At 52.1% G+C, this 15,523-nt stretch carries 15 protein-coding genes and 1 riboswitch; of the genes, 7 read left to right on the top strand and 8 right to left on the bottom strand.

Going from position 1 to position 15,523, the window contains the following annotated elements:
- Window positions 1-62 precede the first annotated feature (62 nt).
- Window positions 63-881 (top strand): iron uptake system protein EfeO, encoded by an 819-nt coding sequence (gene efeO / locus P8H26_RS15570; protein ID WP_289634105.1) that lies wholly within the window; start codon window positions 63-65, stop codon window positions 879-881.
- Between the two features lie 52 nt (window positions 882-933).
- Here efeO and P8H26_RS15565 read toward each other — a convergent pair whose 3' ends face one another.
- The 3 genes from P8H26_RS15565 to P8H26_RS15555 form a co-directional block, all read right to left on the bottom strand.
- Window positions 934-1,293, bottom strand: a complete 360-nt coding sequence (locus tag P8H26_RS15565) for a DUF1850 domain-containing protein (RefSeq protein ID WP_289634104.1) — start codon at window positions 1,291-1,293, stop codon at window positions 934-936.
- Window positions 1,293-3,398, bottom strand: a complete 2,106-nt coding sequence (locus P8H26_RS15560) for a TRAP transporter permease (RefSeq protein ID WP_289634102.1) — start codon at window positions 3,396-3,398, stop codon at window positions 1,293-1,295. The genes P8H26_RS15565 and P8H26_RS15560 overlap by 1 nt, the downstream gene beginning before the upstream one ends.
- A gap of 103 nt (window positions 3,399-3,501) precedes the next feature.
- Window positions 3,502-4,455: a TAXI family TRAP transporter solute-binding subunit gene (locus P8H26_RS15555; protein WP_289634100.1), complete on the bottom strand. Its 954-nt coding sequence runs from the start codon at window positions 4,453-4,455 to the stop codon at window positions 3,502-3,504.
- Between the two features lie 510 nt (window positions 4,456-4,965).
- On the opposite strand from P8H26_RS15555, the gene P8H26_RS15550 reads away from it, so the two are divergent.
- Entirely contained in the window at window positions 4,966-6,516 is a 1,551-nt protein-coding gene (locus tag P8H26_RS15550; protein WP_289634098.1) for an acetolactate synthase large subunit, read from the top strand.
- A gap of 102 nt (window positions 6,517-6,618) precedes the next feature.
- Here P8H26_RS15550 and P8H26_RS15545 read toward each other — a convergent pair whose 3' ends face one another.
- Complete coding sequence (locus P8H26_RS15545; RefSeq protein WP_289634096.1) at window positions 6,619-7,593, bottom strand: SRPBCC family protein; 975 nt, start codon at window positions 7,591-7,593, stop codon at window positions 6,619-6,621.
- Window positions 7,594-7,672: 79 nt separating this feature from the next.
- Window positions 7,673-7,771, top strand: a riboswitch (TPP riboswitch).
- Between the two features lie 68 nt (window positions 7,772-7,839).
- Between P8H26_RS15545 and P8H26_RS15540 the strand changes: the two genes are divergently transcribed.
- Together P8H26_RS15540 and P8H26_RS15535 are read left to right on the top strand one after the other, a co-directional pair.
- The gene (locus P8H26_RS15540; RefSeq protein ID WP_289634094.1) at window positions 7,840-8,619 is read left to right on the top strand and encodes a 3-oxoacyl-ACP reductase; all 780 of its coding nucleotides are present in this window, start codon (window positions 7,840-7,842) and stop codon (window positions 8,617-8,619) included.
- On the top strand, window positions 8,619-9,905 hold the full coding sequence (locus P8H26_RS15535) for an LLM class flavin-dependent oxidoreductase (RefSeq protein ID WP_289634092.1): 1,287 nt from the start codon (window positions 8,619-8,621) through the stop codon (window positions 9,903-9,905). The genes P8H26_RS15540 and P8H26_RS15535 overlap by 1 nt, the downstream gene beginning before the upstream one ends.
- 41 nt (window positions 9,906-9,946) lie before the next feature.
- Here P8H26_RS15535 and P8H26_RS15530 read toward each other — a convergent pair whose 3' ends face one another.
- Genes P8H26_RS15530 through P8H26_RS15520 form a run of 3 tightly spaced genes read right to left on the bottom strand, consistent with a single transcriptional unit; the run spans window position 9,947 to window position 11,258 of the window.
- The gene (locus tag P8H26_RS15530; protein WP_289634090.1) at window positions 9,947-10,546 is read right to left on the bottom strand and encodes an ATP-dependent Clp protease proteolytic subunit; all 600 of its coding nucleotides are present in this window, start codon (window positions 10,544-10,546) and stop codon (window positions 9,947-9,949) included.
- Between the two features lie 44 nt (window positions 10,547-10,590).
- Complete coding sequence (locus tag P8H26_RS15525; protein ID WP_289634089.1) at window positions 10,591-10,947, bottom strand: SRPBCC domain-containing protein; 357 nt, start codon at window positions 10,945-10,947, stop codon at window positions 10,591-10,593.
- Window positions 10,944-11,258 carry a helix-turn-helix transcriptional regulator gene (locus P8H26_RS15520; protein WP_289634088.1) on the bottom strand — a complete coding sequence of 105 codons (315 nt, stop codon included), beginning with the start codon at window positions 11,256-11,258 and terminating at the stop codon, window positions 10,944-10,946. The genes P8H26_RS15525 and P8H26_RS15520 overlap by 4 nt, the downstream gene beginning before the upstream one ends.
- Window positions 11,259-11,414: 156 nt before the next feature.
- Here P8H26_RS15520 and P8H26_RS15515 point away from each other — a divergent pair, with 156 nt between their 5' ends.
- The 3 genes from P8H26_RS15515 (at window position 11,415) to P8H26_RS15505 (ending at window position 14,702) form a co-directional block, all read left to right on the top strand.
- On the top strand, window positions 11,415-11,921 hold the full coding sequence (locus tag P8H26_RS15515; RefSeq protein ID WP_289634087.1) for a molybdopterin-dependent oxidoreductase: 507 nt from the start codon (window positions 11,415-11,417) through the stop codon (window positions 11,919-11,921).
- Between the two features lie 9 nt (window positions 11,922-11,930).
- Complete coding sequence (locus P8H26_RS15510) at window positions 11,931-13,862, top strand: bifunctional diguanylate cyclase/phosphodiesterase (RefSeq protein ID WP_289634086.1); 1,932 nt, start codon at window positions 11,931-11,933, stop codon at window positions 13,860-13,862.
- 132 nt (window positions 13,863-13,994) lie between these two features.
- Window positions 13,995-14,702: an FkbM family methyltransferase gene (locus P8H26_RS15505; protein WP_289634084.1), complete on the top strand. Its 708-nt coding sequence runs from the start codon at window positions 13,995-13,997 to the stop codon at window positions 14,700-14,702.
- A gap of 66 nt (window positions 14,703-14,768) precedes the next feature.
- Here P8H26_RS15505 and P8H26_RS15500 read toward each other — a convergent pair whose 3' ends face one another.
- Window positions 14,769-15,434 (bottom strand): TetR family transcriptional regulator, encoded by a 666-nt coding sequence (locus tag P8H26_RS15500; RefSeq protein ID WP_289634083.1) that lies wholly within the window; start codon window positions 15,432-15,434, stop codon window positions 14,769-14,771.
- Between the last annotated feature and the right edge of the window lie 89 nt (window positions 15,435-15,523).

The raw sequence follows: 15,523 nt of genomic DNA, 5'->3' as shown, positions 1-15,523 counted from the left end.
TAGGCCGTTTTAAGAAAAGCGGCTGCAACACTAAACATAAGCATACCAAAAGGACGTCTGTAATGAAGTTTGGATCTTTACTTGCCGCCTCGGTTTTTGCCTCGTGCCTGTCCTTTCAGGCTTTTGCGCAAGATACTACCTATGACCTCGTTGAGCCGCTGGCTGAATATAAAATCTATGTCAGTGAAAAAGTGCAGAAGCTGGAAGAAGACACCAAGGTCTTTACCGATGCGGTGAAAGCCGGTGATGTGGAAAAGGCAAAGTCTCTCTTTGCTTCAACCCGCCTGAGCTATGAAGCCATTGAGCCGATTGCAGAACTGTTCAGCGATCTGGACGTGTCGATCGACAGCCGTGCGGATGACTGGGAAAAGGCTGAACAGGATCCGGGTTTCACCGGCTTCCACCGCATCGAATATGGTCTGTGGGAAAAGAATTCGACCGATGAGCTGACACCGGTTGCAGACAAGCTGATGGCCGATGTGAGCGAGCTGAACAAGCGTATTGCTGACCTGACCTTCCCGCCGGAAAAAGTTGTCGGCGGTGCAGCGGTGCTGATGGAAGAAGTTGCAGCCACCAAAATCTCCGGTGAAGAAGACCGCTACAGCCACACTGATCTTTGGGATTTCAAAGGCAATTTTGACGGTTCCCGCAAGATTTTTGATCTGGTTCGCCCACTGATTGAAGCGAAAGAAGCTGAATTCACCAAAAAAGTGGATGAAAACTTCAACACCGTTTCCCAGACACTTGATAAATACAAAGAAGGCGACGGCTACCAGAGCTATGACAAGCTGACAGAAGCAGACCGCAAAGTGCTCTCCATTGCAGTGAACACACTGGCGGAAGACCTTTCCACTCTGCGCGGCAAGCTCGGCCTGAACTAATCTGATAATGTTCAAAAAAACGCCCGATGCCGGAGATGGCATCGGGCGTTTTTTATTTGCATTGCGTGATTTTAATTGGCTGTTCTGCTGTCGTGCCAAGCTCGTGACATTGCCCGTTGGCGCAAAGTTTCCAGCCGCTGACCGTTTCGCCGGAGGCCGCCAGCACCAGCTCCTGACGTGGCGGAATTTTCGGCACATAATGATACCAGCCATCCCGTAACACTGCGCCTTCCGGTGGTTCCATACCCGCGCCGGAGCCTTGTATGCGGGCTTGCGTCAGCACAAAACCTGCCGGTGTCATCTGCCAGTCTTCCTGCCAGGGTATTTTCTCGACACTATGTGTCCATTGCAGCATGAAAGTGGTGGTTGCTATCCGCAGCACACCGGCTGCGGATAGTGCACAGAGTGCCATCAGGCGGCTTTCATCTGCGGCTCTCTGGTATTCCACCAGTGCCAGAGAAGGAAAGCCATACAGGCAGCAAAGCCGATCTCATCGCTGAGCGGATAGGTTGCCAGCATCATGGCTGCGGCAAGGAATGCCCAGACACGTTCCCAGATTTTCAGGTGACCGCGCAGGAAGCCGATCGCCGCTGCACCCCACATCACGATACTGAGCAAGGCTTTGCCGATCATATAGGCAACAGCAGGCCAGTAGCCCATACTCTCCGCCAGCGGGCCGCCATCCTGCAACATGATAACCGGCGCATAAACCGCCATAAACGGTACGGCAAAACCGGCAACGGCAATACGCACCGCCTGCATTCCGATTTTCATGCCGGACTCTTTGGCAATCGGCGCGGCGGCAAAAGCAGCCAGTGCGACCGGCGGCGTCAGGTCAGCCATGATTCCGAAATAGAACACGAACATATGTGACACCAGAAGCGGCACATCCAGCATCAGCAAAGCAGGGCCTGCAATCGATGAGGTAATGATATAGTTCGGGATTGTCGGAATACCCATGCCGAGAATAAGGCAGGTAATCATGGTCAGCACGAGCGAGAGGAACAGGGAGTTTTCACCCACACTCACAATCACACGGGCAAAGCTCGATCCGGCACCGGTGAGCGCCAGCACGCCGATAATCACGCCGACAAGCGCACAGGCCACGCCAACCGGCAGGGCATTTTTGGCGCCTTCCGCAAGACTTTCAAGACAGAGACGCAATGTCTCGCGGCCACCGCGAATGGTAAAATTGACCAGAACCAGCACGGCGAGCAACAGCAGGATCAGGGTGATGCCGCGGATTTCAAAACCCAGAATACTAAAGCTGGTGCTGAACGCTGCTGCTGACATCAGGCCGAGTGCAATCCAGAACAGCACGCGCACTGCCATTGGCATTTGTGTGGAAACCGGCACGCCGAGAATAATCAGCGCGGTCAGCCCCATGCCCACGGTACCGGCAAAAAGCGGTGTATAGCCGGAGAACAGCAGCCAGACCAGAGCTACAAGCGGCAGGATCAGATACCAGTGCTTGCGCAGGGCACCAAGGGCACTTGGCAGCTCCGCTTTTGACAGGCCTTTCAGGCCAAGACGTCCGGCTTCCAGATGCACCATAATGAAGACGGTGATGAAGTAGAGAATGGCCGGAACAATCGCTGCTTTGACGATTTCAAGATAAGGCAGACCCAGCGTTTCGGCCATGATGAAAGCGACAGCACCCATTACCGGCGGCATAATCTGTCCGCCCATCGAGGCAACTGCTTCCACCCCACCGGCAAAAGCGGGTTTGAAGCCGGAGCGTTTCATCAGCGGAATGGTGAAAGCACCGGTGGTCACCACATTGGCCACGCCGGAACCGTTGATGGTGCCCATCAAGGCGGAGGAGATCACCGAAACTTTAGCAGGGCCGCCGCGCGACGAGCCGACAGAACCCATTGCCACATCATTGAACAGCTGGATCATGCCCGCACGTTCAAGGAAAGCGCCAAACAAAATAAACAGGAAAATATAGCTGGATGAGACATAAATTGGGGTGCCGTAAATACCTTCTGTTCCCAGAAACAGCACTTCGACAACCTGCTCAAAATCATAGCCGCGATGGTTGAGCGGCGAGGGCAGATGTTGGCCAAACAGTCCGTACATCAGGAAAATCAAACAGATCAGCGGCAGTGTCCAGCCCATCATGCGCTGACCAGCCCAGAACACCAGACCAACGGCCAGCACACCGATCACAATATCCTGCATTTCCGGCTCACCGGCACGCAGGATCAGATCATTATAGAAAACCCAGTGGTAGAAACTGACAGCAAAAGCCAGAATGGCCGTCGACCACAGCAGGATTTTTGTGAAGGAACCGCGCGGGGCTGCATTGGCATAAAGGCCAAACAGCAGCAGCAGCAAAAAGCCCACATGAACGGAGCGCACAACCTGACTTGGCAATGGAGAATAGGCCGCAGTCCAGAGCTGAAAAACGGAAAAAGTAACGGCAATACCAAACAATATCCGGGCGCCGGTACTAAGACCCCAGCCCGGAATATGCTCGGCTGATTCAACCGCATTGGTTTCTGTAGATGTCATCAATTTCAAACCACGCAAAATGATATGAACAAGAGTAAAAAGCGGCTGCATCACCTGCCATAAAGGCAAATGATACAGCCCTCAAAACCCGCTTCAGGCGTTTTTATTCAATACCTTTTTCTTTGTAGTAGCGCATCGCGCCCGGATGAACCGGTGTAGGCGACACGATGGTGCTCTTGTCGAGCTTGATCATTTTGGCTGCCGAATGGGCTGCTGTCAGCTGATCCAGATTTTCGAACAGGCCTTTGGTCATCTGATACACCAGCTCATCGCTCATATCCGGACGCACAATCAGATAGTTGATCACCGATGCGGTGGTCACATCTTTGTCCTGACCGGTATAGGTATTTGCCGGAATAGTGTTGACCAGATAAGGCGCGCCGATTTTTTCGATAATATCGGCAGGCACTTCCACCACATTGATCTCAACCGCATTGGCCAGATCGCGCAGCGATGCAACGCCGAGACCTGAGGATTGCAGCGTGGCATCCAGCTGACGGTTTTTCATCAGTTCCACGGATTCCGCAAATGGCAAATATTCCACTTTGCCGAGATCATCATAGGAAAGACCGGCTGCATGAAGAATGGTTTTCGCATTCAGCTCAGTGCCGGATTTTGGGGCGCCGACGGAAAGGCGTTTACCTTTCAGATCCGCCAGCGTTTTGATGCCGGATTCCTTGGAAGCAACAATCTGCACATAGTTCGGGTAAATTGCGGCCATTGTGCTGATATTTTCCAGCTTCTTTTTGAAGCCGGCTTCTTCATTGCCTTCCCATGCATCACGCAGGGAATCGCCCAATGTGAAAGCGATTTCGCCACGCCCGCTATTGATCAGATTGATATTTTCAATCGAGGCTTTGGTTGCCTGCACAGAAGGGCGGGCATTCGGAATGCCGGAATAAATTTTTTCAAGCGCCACGCCCATCGGGTAGTAAACACCGCTTGTGCCGCCGGTCAAAATATTAATGAAGTCCTGTGCCTTTGCTTCAGCTGCTGCAAATGTCAGCGTCAGTGCTGCAAAAGTTGAGAAAATTGTTTTCTTGCTCAGATAAGTCATGAAACCCTCCATATTTCATTCTCAGGCCGGTTCTCCCGCAGCCGGTATTCTTACTTTGAATATGGCCGCACCAACCCTGTGTCATGTCTTGTCAGTATGCTGATGTTTGCAAAACAGTCACCAGTTAACATCACCAAGACATCATATGTACAAAAAGAGCCGCAATCATCCTAAAGTATTAGATTGGTTGATTTGATGCGTATAATTGCTCAATTTCCGGTGCGAGTTTTTATGAACTTGCTGCTTTGTGCAACTAAAAATTTTTCTGTCACGCGCAGGCAATTGCAATACTGTCATGTAGACTTGTAAATATTTGTTTTTGCTTCACTTGTTGGTTTTGCCGGCTTGTGTATAAAAATATTCTGTCAGTAGGGACTGATTTTGAAATAATTTTCGCAAAACTTGCAGAACAGCCTGTTCGCCGGATATAGCTGTTGCGGCTCATAGTGGTTGCGCATGGAGGAAACGCGCTGCCGGATGCTGTGAGAGCAAGCATAATGGGAGTGAGAAATGAACGGTGCTGATAGCCTTTGCGACACCCTGCTGGCGCACGGGATCGATGTCTGTTTTGCCAATCCGGGCACATCTGAAATGCATTTTGTGGCGGCGCTGGATCGCAAGCCGCAGATGCGCTGCGTGCTGGGCCTGTTTGAAGGCGTGGTAACAGGTGCCGCGGACGGCTATGGCCGTATGGCGGATAAACCGGCAGCAACTTTGCTGCATCTGGGTTCCGGTCTTGGTAACGGCGTTGCCAATCTGCACAATGCGAAACGTGCCAAGACACCGATTGTGAATATTGTCGGCGATCATGCCACTTATCATCTGAAATATGATGCACCGCTGACCAGTGATATTGAATCGCTGGCGCGTCCGGTTTCCGGCTGGGTTAAAACCTCGAAATCCGCTGATGATATTTCGGCAGATACGGCTGAAGCTTTTGCCGCGGCCTGCAATGCACCGGGACAGGTGGCAACGCTGATCCTGCCTGCCAATACCGCATGGACAGAAGCACCGCAGCAAATTGTGCAGCCTTTGATCCGTCCGGAGCGTCGTAAAGTTGATGCGGAGGCCGTACGTGAAGCAGCTCAGGCATTGCGCAATGGTAAGCGCACGCTCATCCTGCTTGGCAATCTTGCTCTGCGTGCCAATGCGCTGGAAATCGCCAGCCGCATTGCTCAAAGCACTGGTGCACGCATTCAGGCGCAGCAATCCAATGGCCGTATTGAACGCGGAGCAGGGCGTGTTACGGTTAATCGTGTGCTCTATCGTGTGGATGATGCACTGGCCGATCTGGCAGATATTGAACAGGTTGTGCTGCTCGGTGCTAAAATTCCGGTCGCCTTCTTTGCCTATCCGGGCAAACCTAGCACTTTCCTGCCGGAAGGCTGCGCTGTGGTTGATTATGCCGGTGAAGCCGACGACCAGCTTTACGCCTTGCAGGCGCTGGCCGATGAAATGAACATTCCGGCATCTGTTACTCCATTGCTCAATCAGCGTGGTGAGAAAGTGATGCCGACCGGCACGCTCGATGATGATAAAATCAGCGCGATTGTTGCGTCACTCCTGCCGGAAAATGCGATTATCGTTGATGAATCCATTACATCCGGTCGTGAAATGTTCGGGCTGACGCATAATTCAGCGCCGCATGATTTTCTGCAATTGACCGGTGGTGCAATTGGTATCGGTCTGCCGCTGGCAACCGGTGCGGCTGTGGCCTGTCCGGATCGTCAGGTCGTTGCTTTGCAGGCTGATGGCAGTGGTATGTATACGATGCAGGCACTGTGGACACATGCCCGCGAGAACCTGAATATCATCACCGTCATTTTTGCTAATCAGCGTTATGCGATCTTGCATGGCGAATTGCAGAATGTCGGTGCCGGTGCACCGGGACGCAATGCGCAGCGCATGTTCGATCTGGTCGAGCCGACGATTGACTGGGTGAGCCTTGCCAAAGGTGTTGGTGTTGAAGGCGCACGCGCCACAACGGCTGAACAGTTTGCTGATTTGTTTGCCGCAGCCAGCAAACGCAAAGGCCCGTTCCTGATCGAAGCGATGATCTGAAATTATAGCATTTCCAGCAAAAGTGTGTAGCGGTTTTGCGAAGGATAATGCGTAAAAACAAATAATTTAAAGTTGCGGCGGGTTTATAATCCGCCGCATTTTTTAAGCCTGAACTGCGCTTTCCGAGCGTTCCTTAATGACATTCAGCACGATGGAATGGAAATCATTGAGGAAAATCTGCCCCCACCAGTCGCAGTAAATATTGATCGGCGTTGCAATACGATACTGCGTTTTCAGCGTCAGACGGGTGCGGTTTTCGCCAATCGGTTCCAGCAGATATTCACCATAGTCCAGCCCCAGATAATCACTGTTGACGCTGATATGCGCTTCCACTGCTTTCGGGATTGAGGTGTCGCTGAAACGGAAATCCCAGCGCAGATAGCGGTTTTCCTGCCAGCCGGTAATCACTTCTTCAAAATTGACGCCTTTGCCCCATTTCAGATGGCGCACAGCTCCAACGCCTGAGCCGGTAATGCGCGCATCTTCCGGCTTCGGCACGCCGACAATACTATGGCTGAAAGTCATACCCAATTCATCGGGGCGGATATCAGGAATTTCCAGCGTATTGTTCCAGATCACATCAGCAGGGGCATTGATCTCAATCACGGTTGTGACCGAGCTGAAATGATCCTGATACTCAATCTGATTTTCCAGCGGTAATGCGAGAAAAGGCAGCGCGATGACAAATGTAACACTGCGTTTAGCCTGATAATTACGTAAGAGCCGCATGGTAACATAAACGCCGAGTGCTGTGCCTGCGAAGAGAAACGGCGCGGCCATTGCCACACAGATACCGGCTTCACCGAAGATAATCATCGAAATCAGAATAAAGCCGAGCATGCATAGCATGGCGGTTTTCATATGCTTGCGATTGCTGCCTGTGCCTTGCGGGTCAATCTGAATGATCAGCAGGCTGGTAATCGCCATCGGCATCAGGATCAGTCCGGTGATAAAGGCCATGCCGCTGCCTTCGCGTATCAGCCATATGAGGATGTATAGCAGCACCGCATAGAGCGTTGTTGCAATGATACTGAGCCAGAACCGGTCGGATGAAGGGGCAGTGTTATTTTCAGACATAGGGTTTCTTAAACCAGCTTAGGTCAACAGGACAACCGCGGAAGGCTTGTCCGCTGCAATTAAACTTGCTAAGCCTGATCCGAATGACACGGGGTGTCCTGTTTTGCAGGGCTGAGATTTTAAACCCGTTGAACCTGATCCAGCTCATACTGGCGAAGGGATGTCTGTGCAGCCAAACCGTATCTCATGCGGTCTATGCTCATATCTCCCTTTGCCGTCCGTATTCTTTTAGGCAAGGGAACTATCATGTCTGATCCTGTTACACTGTCACTCCGTCAGCAACTCGTACTTGTCACCGGCGGCGCGCGCGGTCTGGGGCGCGATCTCGTCAAAGCATTTTTGGGCGAGGGTGCAAATGTTGTGATCAACTATCTCAACAGTGCTGATGCAGCGGCAGAGCTGGCAGAGCTTGCACCGGAAAAAACACTGGCCGTGCAGGCAGATGTGACAGACCCTGCAGCTGTACAGGCCATGTTTGCCCGCGCAGAGCAGCATTTCGGCAAGCCGGTCACGACTGTTGTGAACAATGCGCTACCTGCTTTCAGCTTCAACGGCGATGCCCGCGCCCATGCCGATGTGATCCGCTGGGAGCAAATAAATCAGCAGATGGAGGGTATTGTGCGTGGTACGCTCAACACCACACAGGCAGCATTGGCAGGGATGGAAAAAGCCGGTTTCGGCCGCATCATCAATATCGGTACCAACCTGTTTCAAAATCCGGTGGTACCTTATCACGATTATACGGCGGCAAAGGCTGCTCTGTTGTCGTTGACCCGCACACTTGCGCAAGATCTGGGCGAGAAGAATATCACCGTCAATATGCTGTCCGGTGGTTTGCTGCGCACGACTGATGCGTCGGCTGCAACACCGGAAGCGGTGTTTGATTATATCGCCTCTGCCACGCCGTTGCGCCGTGTAACCACGCCTGCGGAATTCGCTGATACAGCTCTATTTTTTGCCTCGCCGTGGGCGCGTTCTGTGACCGGTCAAAATCTGGTTGTGGACGGTGGCTTGGTGAAAAACTGATGCGGGAAATGCACCTCAATCTGTTTATCTTCGGCTGCGGGCATCACCGTGCTGCATGGCGCCATCCTGCATCGGCAATAGAGCGGCTCAATGATGCACGTTATTACGAAAGCCTCGCGCAAACCGCCGAGCGCGGCAAATTTGATGCGATTTTCTTCGCCGACTGGCATGCAATCGATAATATTGCGGACGGGCCGCGCAGCTATTTCGACCCGCTGACTTTGCTGGCAGCGCTTGCCCGCGCAACAGAGAAAATCGGCCTTATCAGCACGGTCTCCAGCACGTTCACCACGCCGTTCCATGCGGCGCGTACACTGGCCTCGCTCGATCATTTATCGAAGGGTCGTATCGGCTGGAATGTGGTCACGTCGATGTTTGACAGTGAGGCGCGCAATCATGGTTATGATGCCATGCCGCCTCATGCATGGCGCTATGGCCGTGCAACAGAGTTCATCGATGCCGTGCAGAAATTGTGGGATTCATGGGATGCTGATGCAGTGATCAATGACCGTCACGGTGACTATGCCTGCAAAGACAAGGTGCGGGCGGTCAACCACAAGGGCGAGCATTTTTCAACACAGGGGCCTTTGACCATTCCACGCCCACCACAGGGGCATCCGGTGCTGTTTCAGGCCGGAGCCTCGGAGGAGGGCAGGGCAGTGGCCGCCGCAAAGGCCGAGGCAATTTATGCAGTTGCCTATGACCTTGAGGCAGCACAAGACTATTACCGTGATATGCAACGGCGTGCCAAACTGGCGGGTCGGGAGAAAGGTATTCCGGTGATGCCGGGGCTGGTGACCTATGTGGCCTCCACACAGGCTGAGGCAAAAGCCAAGCAGCAGGCGCTGGATGAATTGTTGCCTGTTGCAACGTCACTGCGCCAGCTGGAGAGCTTTATTGCACAGGATTGCTCCGGCTGGGAACTGGATGCGCCGGTGCCTGCCTTGCCACCGCTGGAAGACTTCACAGGGCCCAAAGGGCGCTATGCAACCGTTCTGCGGATTATCAGGAGCGAGCAGCCGACACTGCGCCAGCTGCTTGGTCGGTTGGCAGCAGGTGGCGGACACTGCACGATGGTCGGCACGCCGGAGATGATCGCGGACCGGATGGAAGACTGGTGGCGCAATGATGGGGCTGACGGCTTTAATCTGATGCCGCCGTCCTTGCCTTCAGATATCGAGGATTTTGTCGATCAGGTGGTGCCGGTTCTGCAAAAGCGGGGATTGTTCCGCACGGAGTATCAAACGGATACACTGCGCGGGCATCTGTCACTGCCACCGGTATAAAATATCAGGCGGGGGCGTGTCGTGCCGCCCCCGATACTGTTTCAAAGGGAGCGATGGGTGAGGACGGTATCAATCAGCCCCCATTCCAGCGCTTCCTGCGCATCCATGAAACGGTCGCGGTCGAGGGTTTGCTCAACCTCCTCATAACTGCGACCGCAATGTCTGGCGTAAAATTCAATGACGCGATGTTTGGTTTTGCGCATTTCTTCTGCCTGAATAAAAATATCCGATGCCTGCCCCTGAAAACCGCCAAGCGGCTGATGCACATGCAGGCTGGCATTGGGCAGTGCGGCGCGACAGCCCGGTTCTCCGGCCATGAGAAGGAATGAACCCATGGAACGGGCGGTTCCCATGCATAATGTGTGCACCGGCGCATGAATGTAGTGCATCGTATCGTAAATCGCCAAGCCACTGGTGATCGAGCCGCCGGGGGAATTGATATAAAGGCTGACCGGCTTTTTCGGGTTTTCCGCTTCGAGAAACAGTAATTGCGCGCAGACGAGAGCGGCCACGGTGTCATTGACCTCACCGTTGAGAAAGATGATCCGCTCACGCAACAGCCGCGAATAGATATCGAAAGAGCGCTCTCCTTTGGCTGACTGTTCAACCACCATAGGGACGAGTTGCATCATGTCGCGCATCGGCGACCTCCTTTCTTGCAGATTACGGAAGGGATGGCAGCGTGTCAGGCTGCGCGCATAAGCACCGGACTATTGCCGTTCGCAGCTGTGGTTTTGCGGCTGAGCTGCGCATCCTCAAGCTCGTGAATGATTTTTAAGCTTGTGCCGCCGTCATCATTAGCGGCAATCTGAAATGTGACGGTGCTTACAAGAAAAGGCGGCGTGGTTTCCCGCATTTTGTAGACGGCTTCTTGTTCCGGTATGATGCCGGCAGGCTCTGAGCAGGCCAGATCCTGTTCAGGCAGCCAGTTGGCACGCAGCTCAGGAATGCTGATGGCGTGCCAGACTCTCTCAGGGCTGGCATCAAGCTCATATTCAAAGACAAGTCTGACGGCTGGCTTGCGGCTCTCTTCTTGCGTCATTGATCCATATCCTTCAGCAGCGTTTTGAGGGCATCAATCCGTGCAGGCCAATAAGCGCGGTATTTTGACAGCCATTGCGCTATCAGCGCCAGTCCTTCCGGATCGACCTCATAATTCACATAGCGTCCCTGCCGTTCTTCTCTGATGAGCTGCGCGCCGCGCAGAACCGAGAGATGCTGAGACATGGCAGGCTGGCTGATATCCATACCTTCGCGCAAGGCACTGGCATTCATGCTGCCTGTTGCCAGTTTTTCAAAAACAGCACGTCGTGTCGGATCGGCCAAAGCCTTGAAGATATCATTTTCTGTCATGCCAACAGATAAGTGTATGCTTATGTGATTCGCAAGCACTTTCTTTCGATTCAGAACTCGTTCACCTTAAAACAAATAGATTGGGATGCGCATAATTTCCCATGTACTGATTGATGGATTTCAATATATTGTTCTAAATTATCAGGGAGAAATATAATGATCTTAAAGCGCTTCGTTATCTATCTGGTCCTGTCCTGCATTATGATTTCCGGCGCGGCTGCCGATCAACTTGCGAAACCGGCTAACAAGCCGATTCTGGTGATCTCCGGCGCCATCGAAAATACGAATAACGGTGATACCGCAGAGTTTGACCGTGAAATGCTGACAGCAACCGGCTTGCAGACCATAGAGACTGCAAATCCCTGGTATAGCGGTCGCACCCGTTTTGAAGGCGTGTCTCTGGATAAGCTCATGACAATGGTAGGCGCCAAGGGAACCACTGTCACCGCAATTGCGTTGAATGATTATGTGACGACGATACCGTTAGACGATTTTAAGAAATTTAACGTCATACTGGCCATGAAGCGTGATGGAAATGTCATGACGGTTCGCGAAAAAGGGCCGCTTTTTATTATCTACCCTTATGACAGTCAGGCAGAACTGCAGAGTCAAATTTATTATACACGCTCAGCATGGCAGGTTGCCAAGCTCATAATCGAATAGAGGGTAAGCGTGAGACGCATACTCGGGGTCATCATCTGTTGCTTCGTACTGGCGACAGGTTACATCGCATACGTTATTGCAGAGCGGCAAACTGCACTGCAGAAATTTGCACGCTATAATGACTCCTGGGCAGTCAGTCAGATGCTGTCTGAATATATGCGCCTTGAGCAGCGGCTTGCCGCTTATGCCCTTGGGGTAGAAAGTGTTGATCTGGACGAGGTGCATCTTCGTCTGGATATTATCATCAGTCGGCTGGAATTCATGCAGCAGGGCACATTGTATGAATTCGTCGAGAAAAATGCATCGCGTCGCCAGCTGATTGCCAATCTCAAATCATTGCTCGATAAGCTTGATCAGCAGTTTGATGTCCTGGATGTCGACCATGTTAAGGCGTTACTCCCTGACATGATCGCGCTGGACGGGCCTTTGACAGCGCTTGCTGCCTCGTCGGTTGAATATGATGTCGGTGTGATTGATACTGCACAGCGGGAAGTGCAAAAGCTGCACTATATCTATACTGCACTTGCAGGCGGGCTTATTCTCTGCGGAATTGCTCTGATTATCCTGCTCTTACGCCAAAACAAGCTTCTGAATAATGCGCATGGGCGGATGAAGCGTCTGACGGATGATCTTCGCGAAACCTCAGGAGAATTGCAGTCGCAGAATTACCGGCTGGAACATTCAGCCCATCATGATGCGCTCACCGGCCTGCCGAACCGCATTCTGTTCCGTCAGGATCTGGAAGCCAGAATGAAAACCGCACGCGAGGGCGGCGGTGCGGCGGTGGTGCTGCTCTTCGACCTCGACGGTTTTAAAGATGTGAATGATACGCTAGGGCATGATGTCGGGGATGTGCTGCTGCAGGCGGTTGCGGGACGGCTGACGGAGTTCAGCCACAGAGATGATCTGATCTGCCGGTTGGGCGGTGATGAATTTGCTGTTGTATCCGCAGGTCTTGCACCTGAACCGGCCTATGAATTTGCCCAGCACCTGATGAATGTTGTGAGTTCGCCTTACCACATCAAAGACCATGAAATTAAAATCGGCACCTGTATCGGTGTCGCCATTTCTTCCAGCGAACCGGATATGGAAGAATTGTTCAAACGCGCCGATCTGGCGCTTTATGAGGCTAAGGCACTTGGCACAGGTCATGTTTGTATTTTCCAGCCGCATATGCAGACGCGTTTGCTGGAGAAAAAAGCATTTGAAGCAGACCTTCACGATGCACTGAAAAACGGTGAGATGGAGGTCTATTATCAGCCGCAGGTCGATACATTTACCCGCGAGATTTGCGGCTATGAGGCCTTGTTAAGATGGACGCATCCAAAGCGCGGGGCTGTGCCGCCTTCGGAATTTATTCCGGTTGCTGAAAAAACCGGCATGATCCATGAACTGGGTGACTGGGTGCTGAAAGTCGCATGTTGCGAAGCTGTGCTCTGGAACAGGCCGCTTAAAGTGGCGGTCAATCTTTCACCGGTGCAGTTTATCACCAAAGATCTGATCCAGAGAGTGAAAGCGATCCTGAAGGAGAGCGGGCTGGATCCGCAGCGGCTTGAGCTGGAGATCACAGAATCTGTGCTGCTGGATAAAAATGAGCAGACTTTGCGCATTTTGCGCCAGTTGAAAGCCATCGGTATTCAGATTGCGATGGATGATTTTGGCACGGGCTATTCTTCGCTGGGCAGTCTGAGCAGCTTCCCGTTTGATAAAATCAAAATTGACCGCTCATTCATCCGTGATGTGACGACAAGAGCAGATGCGCTGGCCATTGTGGAACTGGTGACCGGCATCGGCCAGAGCCTCGGCATGATTACGATTGCGGAAGGTATTGAAACGGAAGAAGAGCTGGAATGTCTGAAGCGGGTCGGTTGCGATCAGCTTCAGGGCTACTTGTTCGGACGGCCGGTTCCGGCATCAGAACTTGCGCATCTGCGTAAGTAATTTGTTACGTTAAAAATATACTATATTTCATATATATGTTATGCCCTGCGTCATCTTTGAGATGAGCGTAAACGGGCAGCTGAACTTCGCACCTGTAAGCGCTTAAAACGTCAAGCGCCAAGGAGCTCGGGTGTGGAATTAGTCACGTTGCACGGAATCAAAATTCCTCTGTCCCCTGACGAGGTTTCCCCCGTTATATGGCAGGCCATTACAAGCGGTCGCTATGAAGCTAAAGAAGCCAAATGGGTTTTCAAAGCGGTGAAACGCGGTGATCGCGTGCTGGAATTGGGTTCGGGCATCGGGGTCATCACATCATTGATGGCAACGATTCCGGATGTGCGGATATGGGCTTTTGAAGCCAATCCTACGACCGCCGCGCTTGCACAGCGCGTGATCGAGGCAAATACAGCCGGTAATGTGACACTGACGCAGGGTATTCTGACTGCCGGTGAGCCAACGGAACATCGCTTTTATGTTCGCAAAGATCTCTGGATGTCTTCAATGGACAAGGATCAGGGGCCTTATGAGCATGAAATATTGCTGGCTTCAGCCAATATTGATGACTTCATAGCTGCGCAGAATATTAATGTTCTGGTGATGGATATTGAAGGCGCCGAGCGGGATTTGCTGCAAAAAGCTGATCTGCAAGGCGTGGAGCGTATCTTCCTCGAGCTCCATGACCATCTCTATGGTCTGGCCGGGATCCGCGATATCACGCAGGCGCTGGCTGAAAAAGGCTATGCCTATGATCCGCGCGGGTCTTACGGCCCATGTGTTCTATTCGCCAAGGACGAAACTGTGCGCGAATATGAAGAAGATGCAGCTGATCTGATGGTTTAAGCTGGTGTAAACAACCCAATCAAGCGCATTGAACTGGAATGCGCTTGATTGTCAGTCCGTGCTTTATCAAGCCGCCGCTGAGCTTGGTATCAGATATTTTTCAATCATATCAATTACATGAAGTCGTCTTGTTACGATGTTCTGCTCGGATGAAATGTCGACACCAAATGTGACAGACAGCGTGTACTGACTGGAAATATACATAAAGCTTAAGGACACGATCGAAATATAAAGCTGGGTGGCATTGATCCCTGATCTGAACACGCCAGCCTCAGCACCACGCTCGAGTAAAGTCTGGATAGACTGGATAAGCGGGCGTGATGAGCGCGGTATGCTTGGAATTGTGCTGATGAACTCTCCCTGCAAAAGATTTTCGCCAAGCACCAGCTTAATGAATGATGGCGTATCTTTCATATAATCGAAGGTGAATGCCGTCAGCGTTTTGATTGCATCCATCGGAGCACGGTCGAGAATACTCAGCTCGGCTTCTTTGCTGCGCAGCTCATTATAGACCTGCTCCAGAGCCGCTTTATACAATGTCTCTTTGTTCTGAAAATAATGATAAAGCATACGGATATTGCAGCCTGCGCGCTCAACAATACGTGATGTATTGGCGCCGCTAAGCCCGTTATCACAAAATTCTATAATGGCCGATTCGAGGATCGCCTGCCGCGTGGCTTGTGCATTGCGTGAGCGCACAGCTTTGGAAGTGTTCGTTTCCACTTTGCTCATTCTGTAATCCTTAAACGCTCCGATAATTCCGGTCTTATATTTACGTATTTTGTGCGGAGGGCAATTGACAAGAAAGTAAGTAATAGCTT

Source organism: Pseudochrobactrum sp. sp1633 (assembly GCF_030376605.1).
GTDB lineage: Bacteria > Pseudomonadota > Alphaproteobacteria > Rhizobiales > Rhizobiaceae > Pseudochrobactrum.
The sequence above is the reverse complement of the archived record's forward strand: the minus strand, read 5'-3'. Positions and strand labels throughout refer to the sequence as shown.

Coding starts and splice junctions, on each gene's coding strand:
- efeO (WP_289634105.1), top strand. CDS start 63: ATGAAGTTTGGATCTTTACTTGCCGCCTCGGTTTTTGCCTCGTGCCTG.
- P8H26_RS15565 (WP_289634104.1), bottom strand. CDS start 1,293: ATGGCACTCTGTGCACTATCCGCAGCCGGTGTGCTGCGGATAGCAACC.
- P8H26_RS15560 (WP_289634102.1), bottom strand. CDS start 3,398: ATGACATCTACAGAAACCAATGCGGTTGAATCAGCCGAGCATATTCCG.
- P8H26_RS15555 (WP_289634100.1), bottom strand. CDS start 4,455: ATGACTTATCTGAGCAAGAAAACAATTTTCTCAACTTTTGCAGCACTG.
- P8H26_RS15550 (WP_289634098.1), top strand. CDS start 4,966: ATGAACGGTGCTGATAGCCTTTGCGACACCCTGCTGGCGCACGGGATC.
- P8H26_RS15545 (WP_289634096.1), bottom strand. CDS start 7,593: ATGTCTGAAAATAACACTGCCCCTTCATCCGACCGGTTCTGGCTCAGT.
- P8H26_RS15540 (WP_289634094.1), top strand. CDS start 7,840: ATGTCTGATCCTGTTACACTGTCACTCCGTCAGCAACTCGTACTTGTC.
- P8H26_RS15535 (WP_289634092.1), top strand. CDS start 8,619: ATGCGGGAAATGCACCTCAATCTGTTTATCTTCGGCTGCGGGCATCAC.
- P8H26_RS15530 (WP_289634090.1), bottom strand. CDS start 10,546: ATGCGCGACATGATGCAACTCGTCCCTATGGTGGTTGAACAGTCAGCC.
- P8H26_RS15525 (WP_289634089.1), bottom strand. CDS start 10,947: ATGACGCAAGAAGAGAGCCGCAAGCCAGCCGTCAGACTTGTCTTTGAA.
- P8H26_RS15520 (WP_289634088.1), bottom strand. CDS start 11,258: ATGACAGAAAATGATATCTTCAAGGCTTTGGCCGATCCGACACGACGT.
- P8H26_RS15515 (WP_289634087.1), top strand. CDS start 11,415: ATGATCTTAAAGCGCTTCGTTATCTATCTGGTCCTGTCCTGCATTATG.
- P8H26_RS15500 (WP_289634083.1), bottom strand. CDS start 15,434: ATGAGCAAAGTGGAAACGAACACTTCCAAAGCTGTGCGCTCACGCAAT.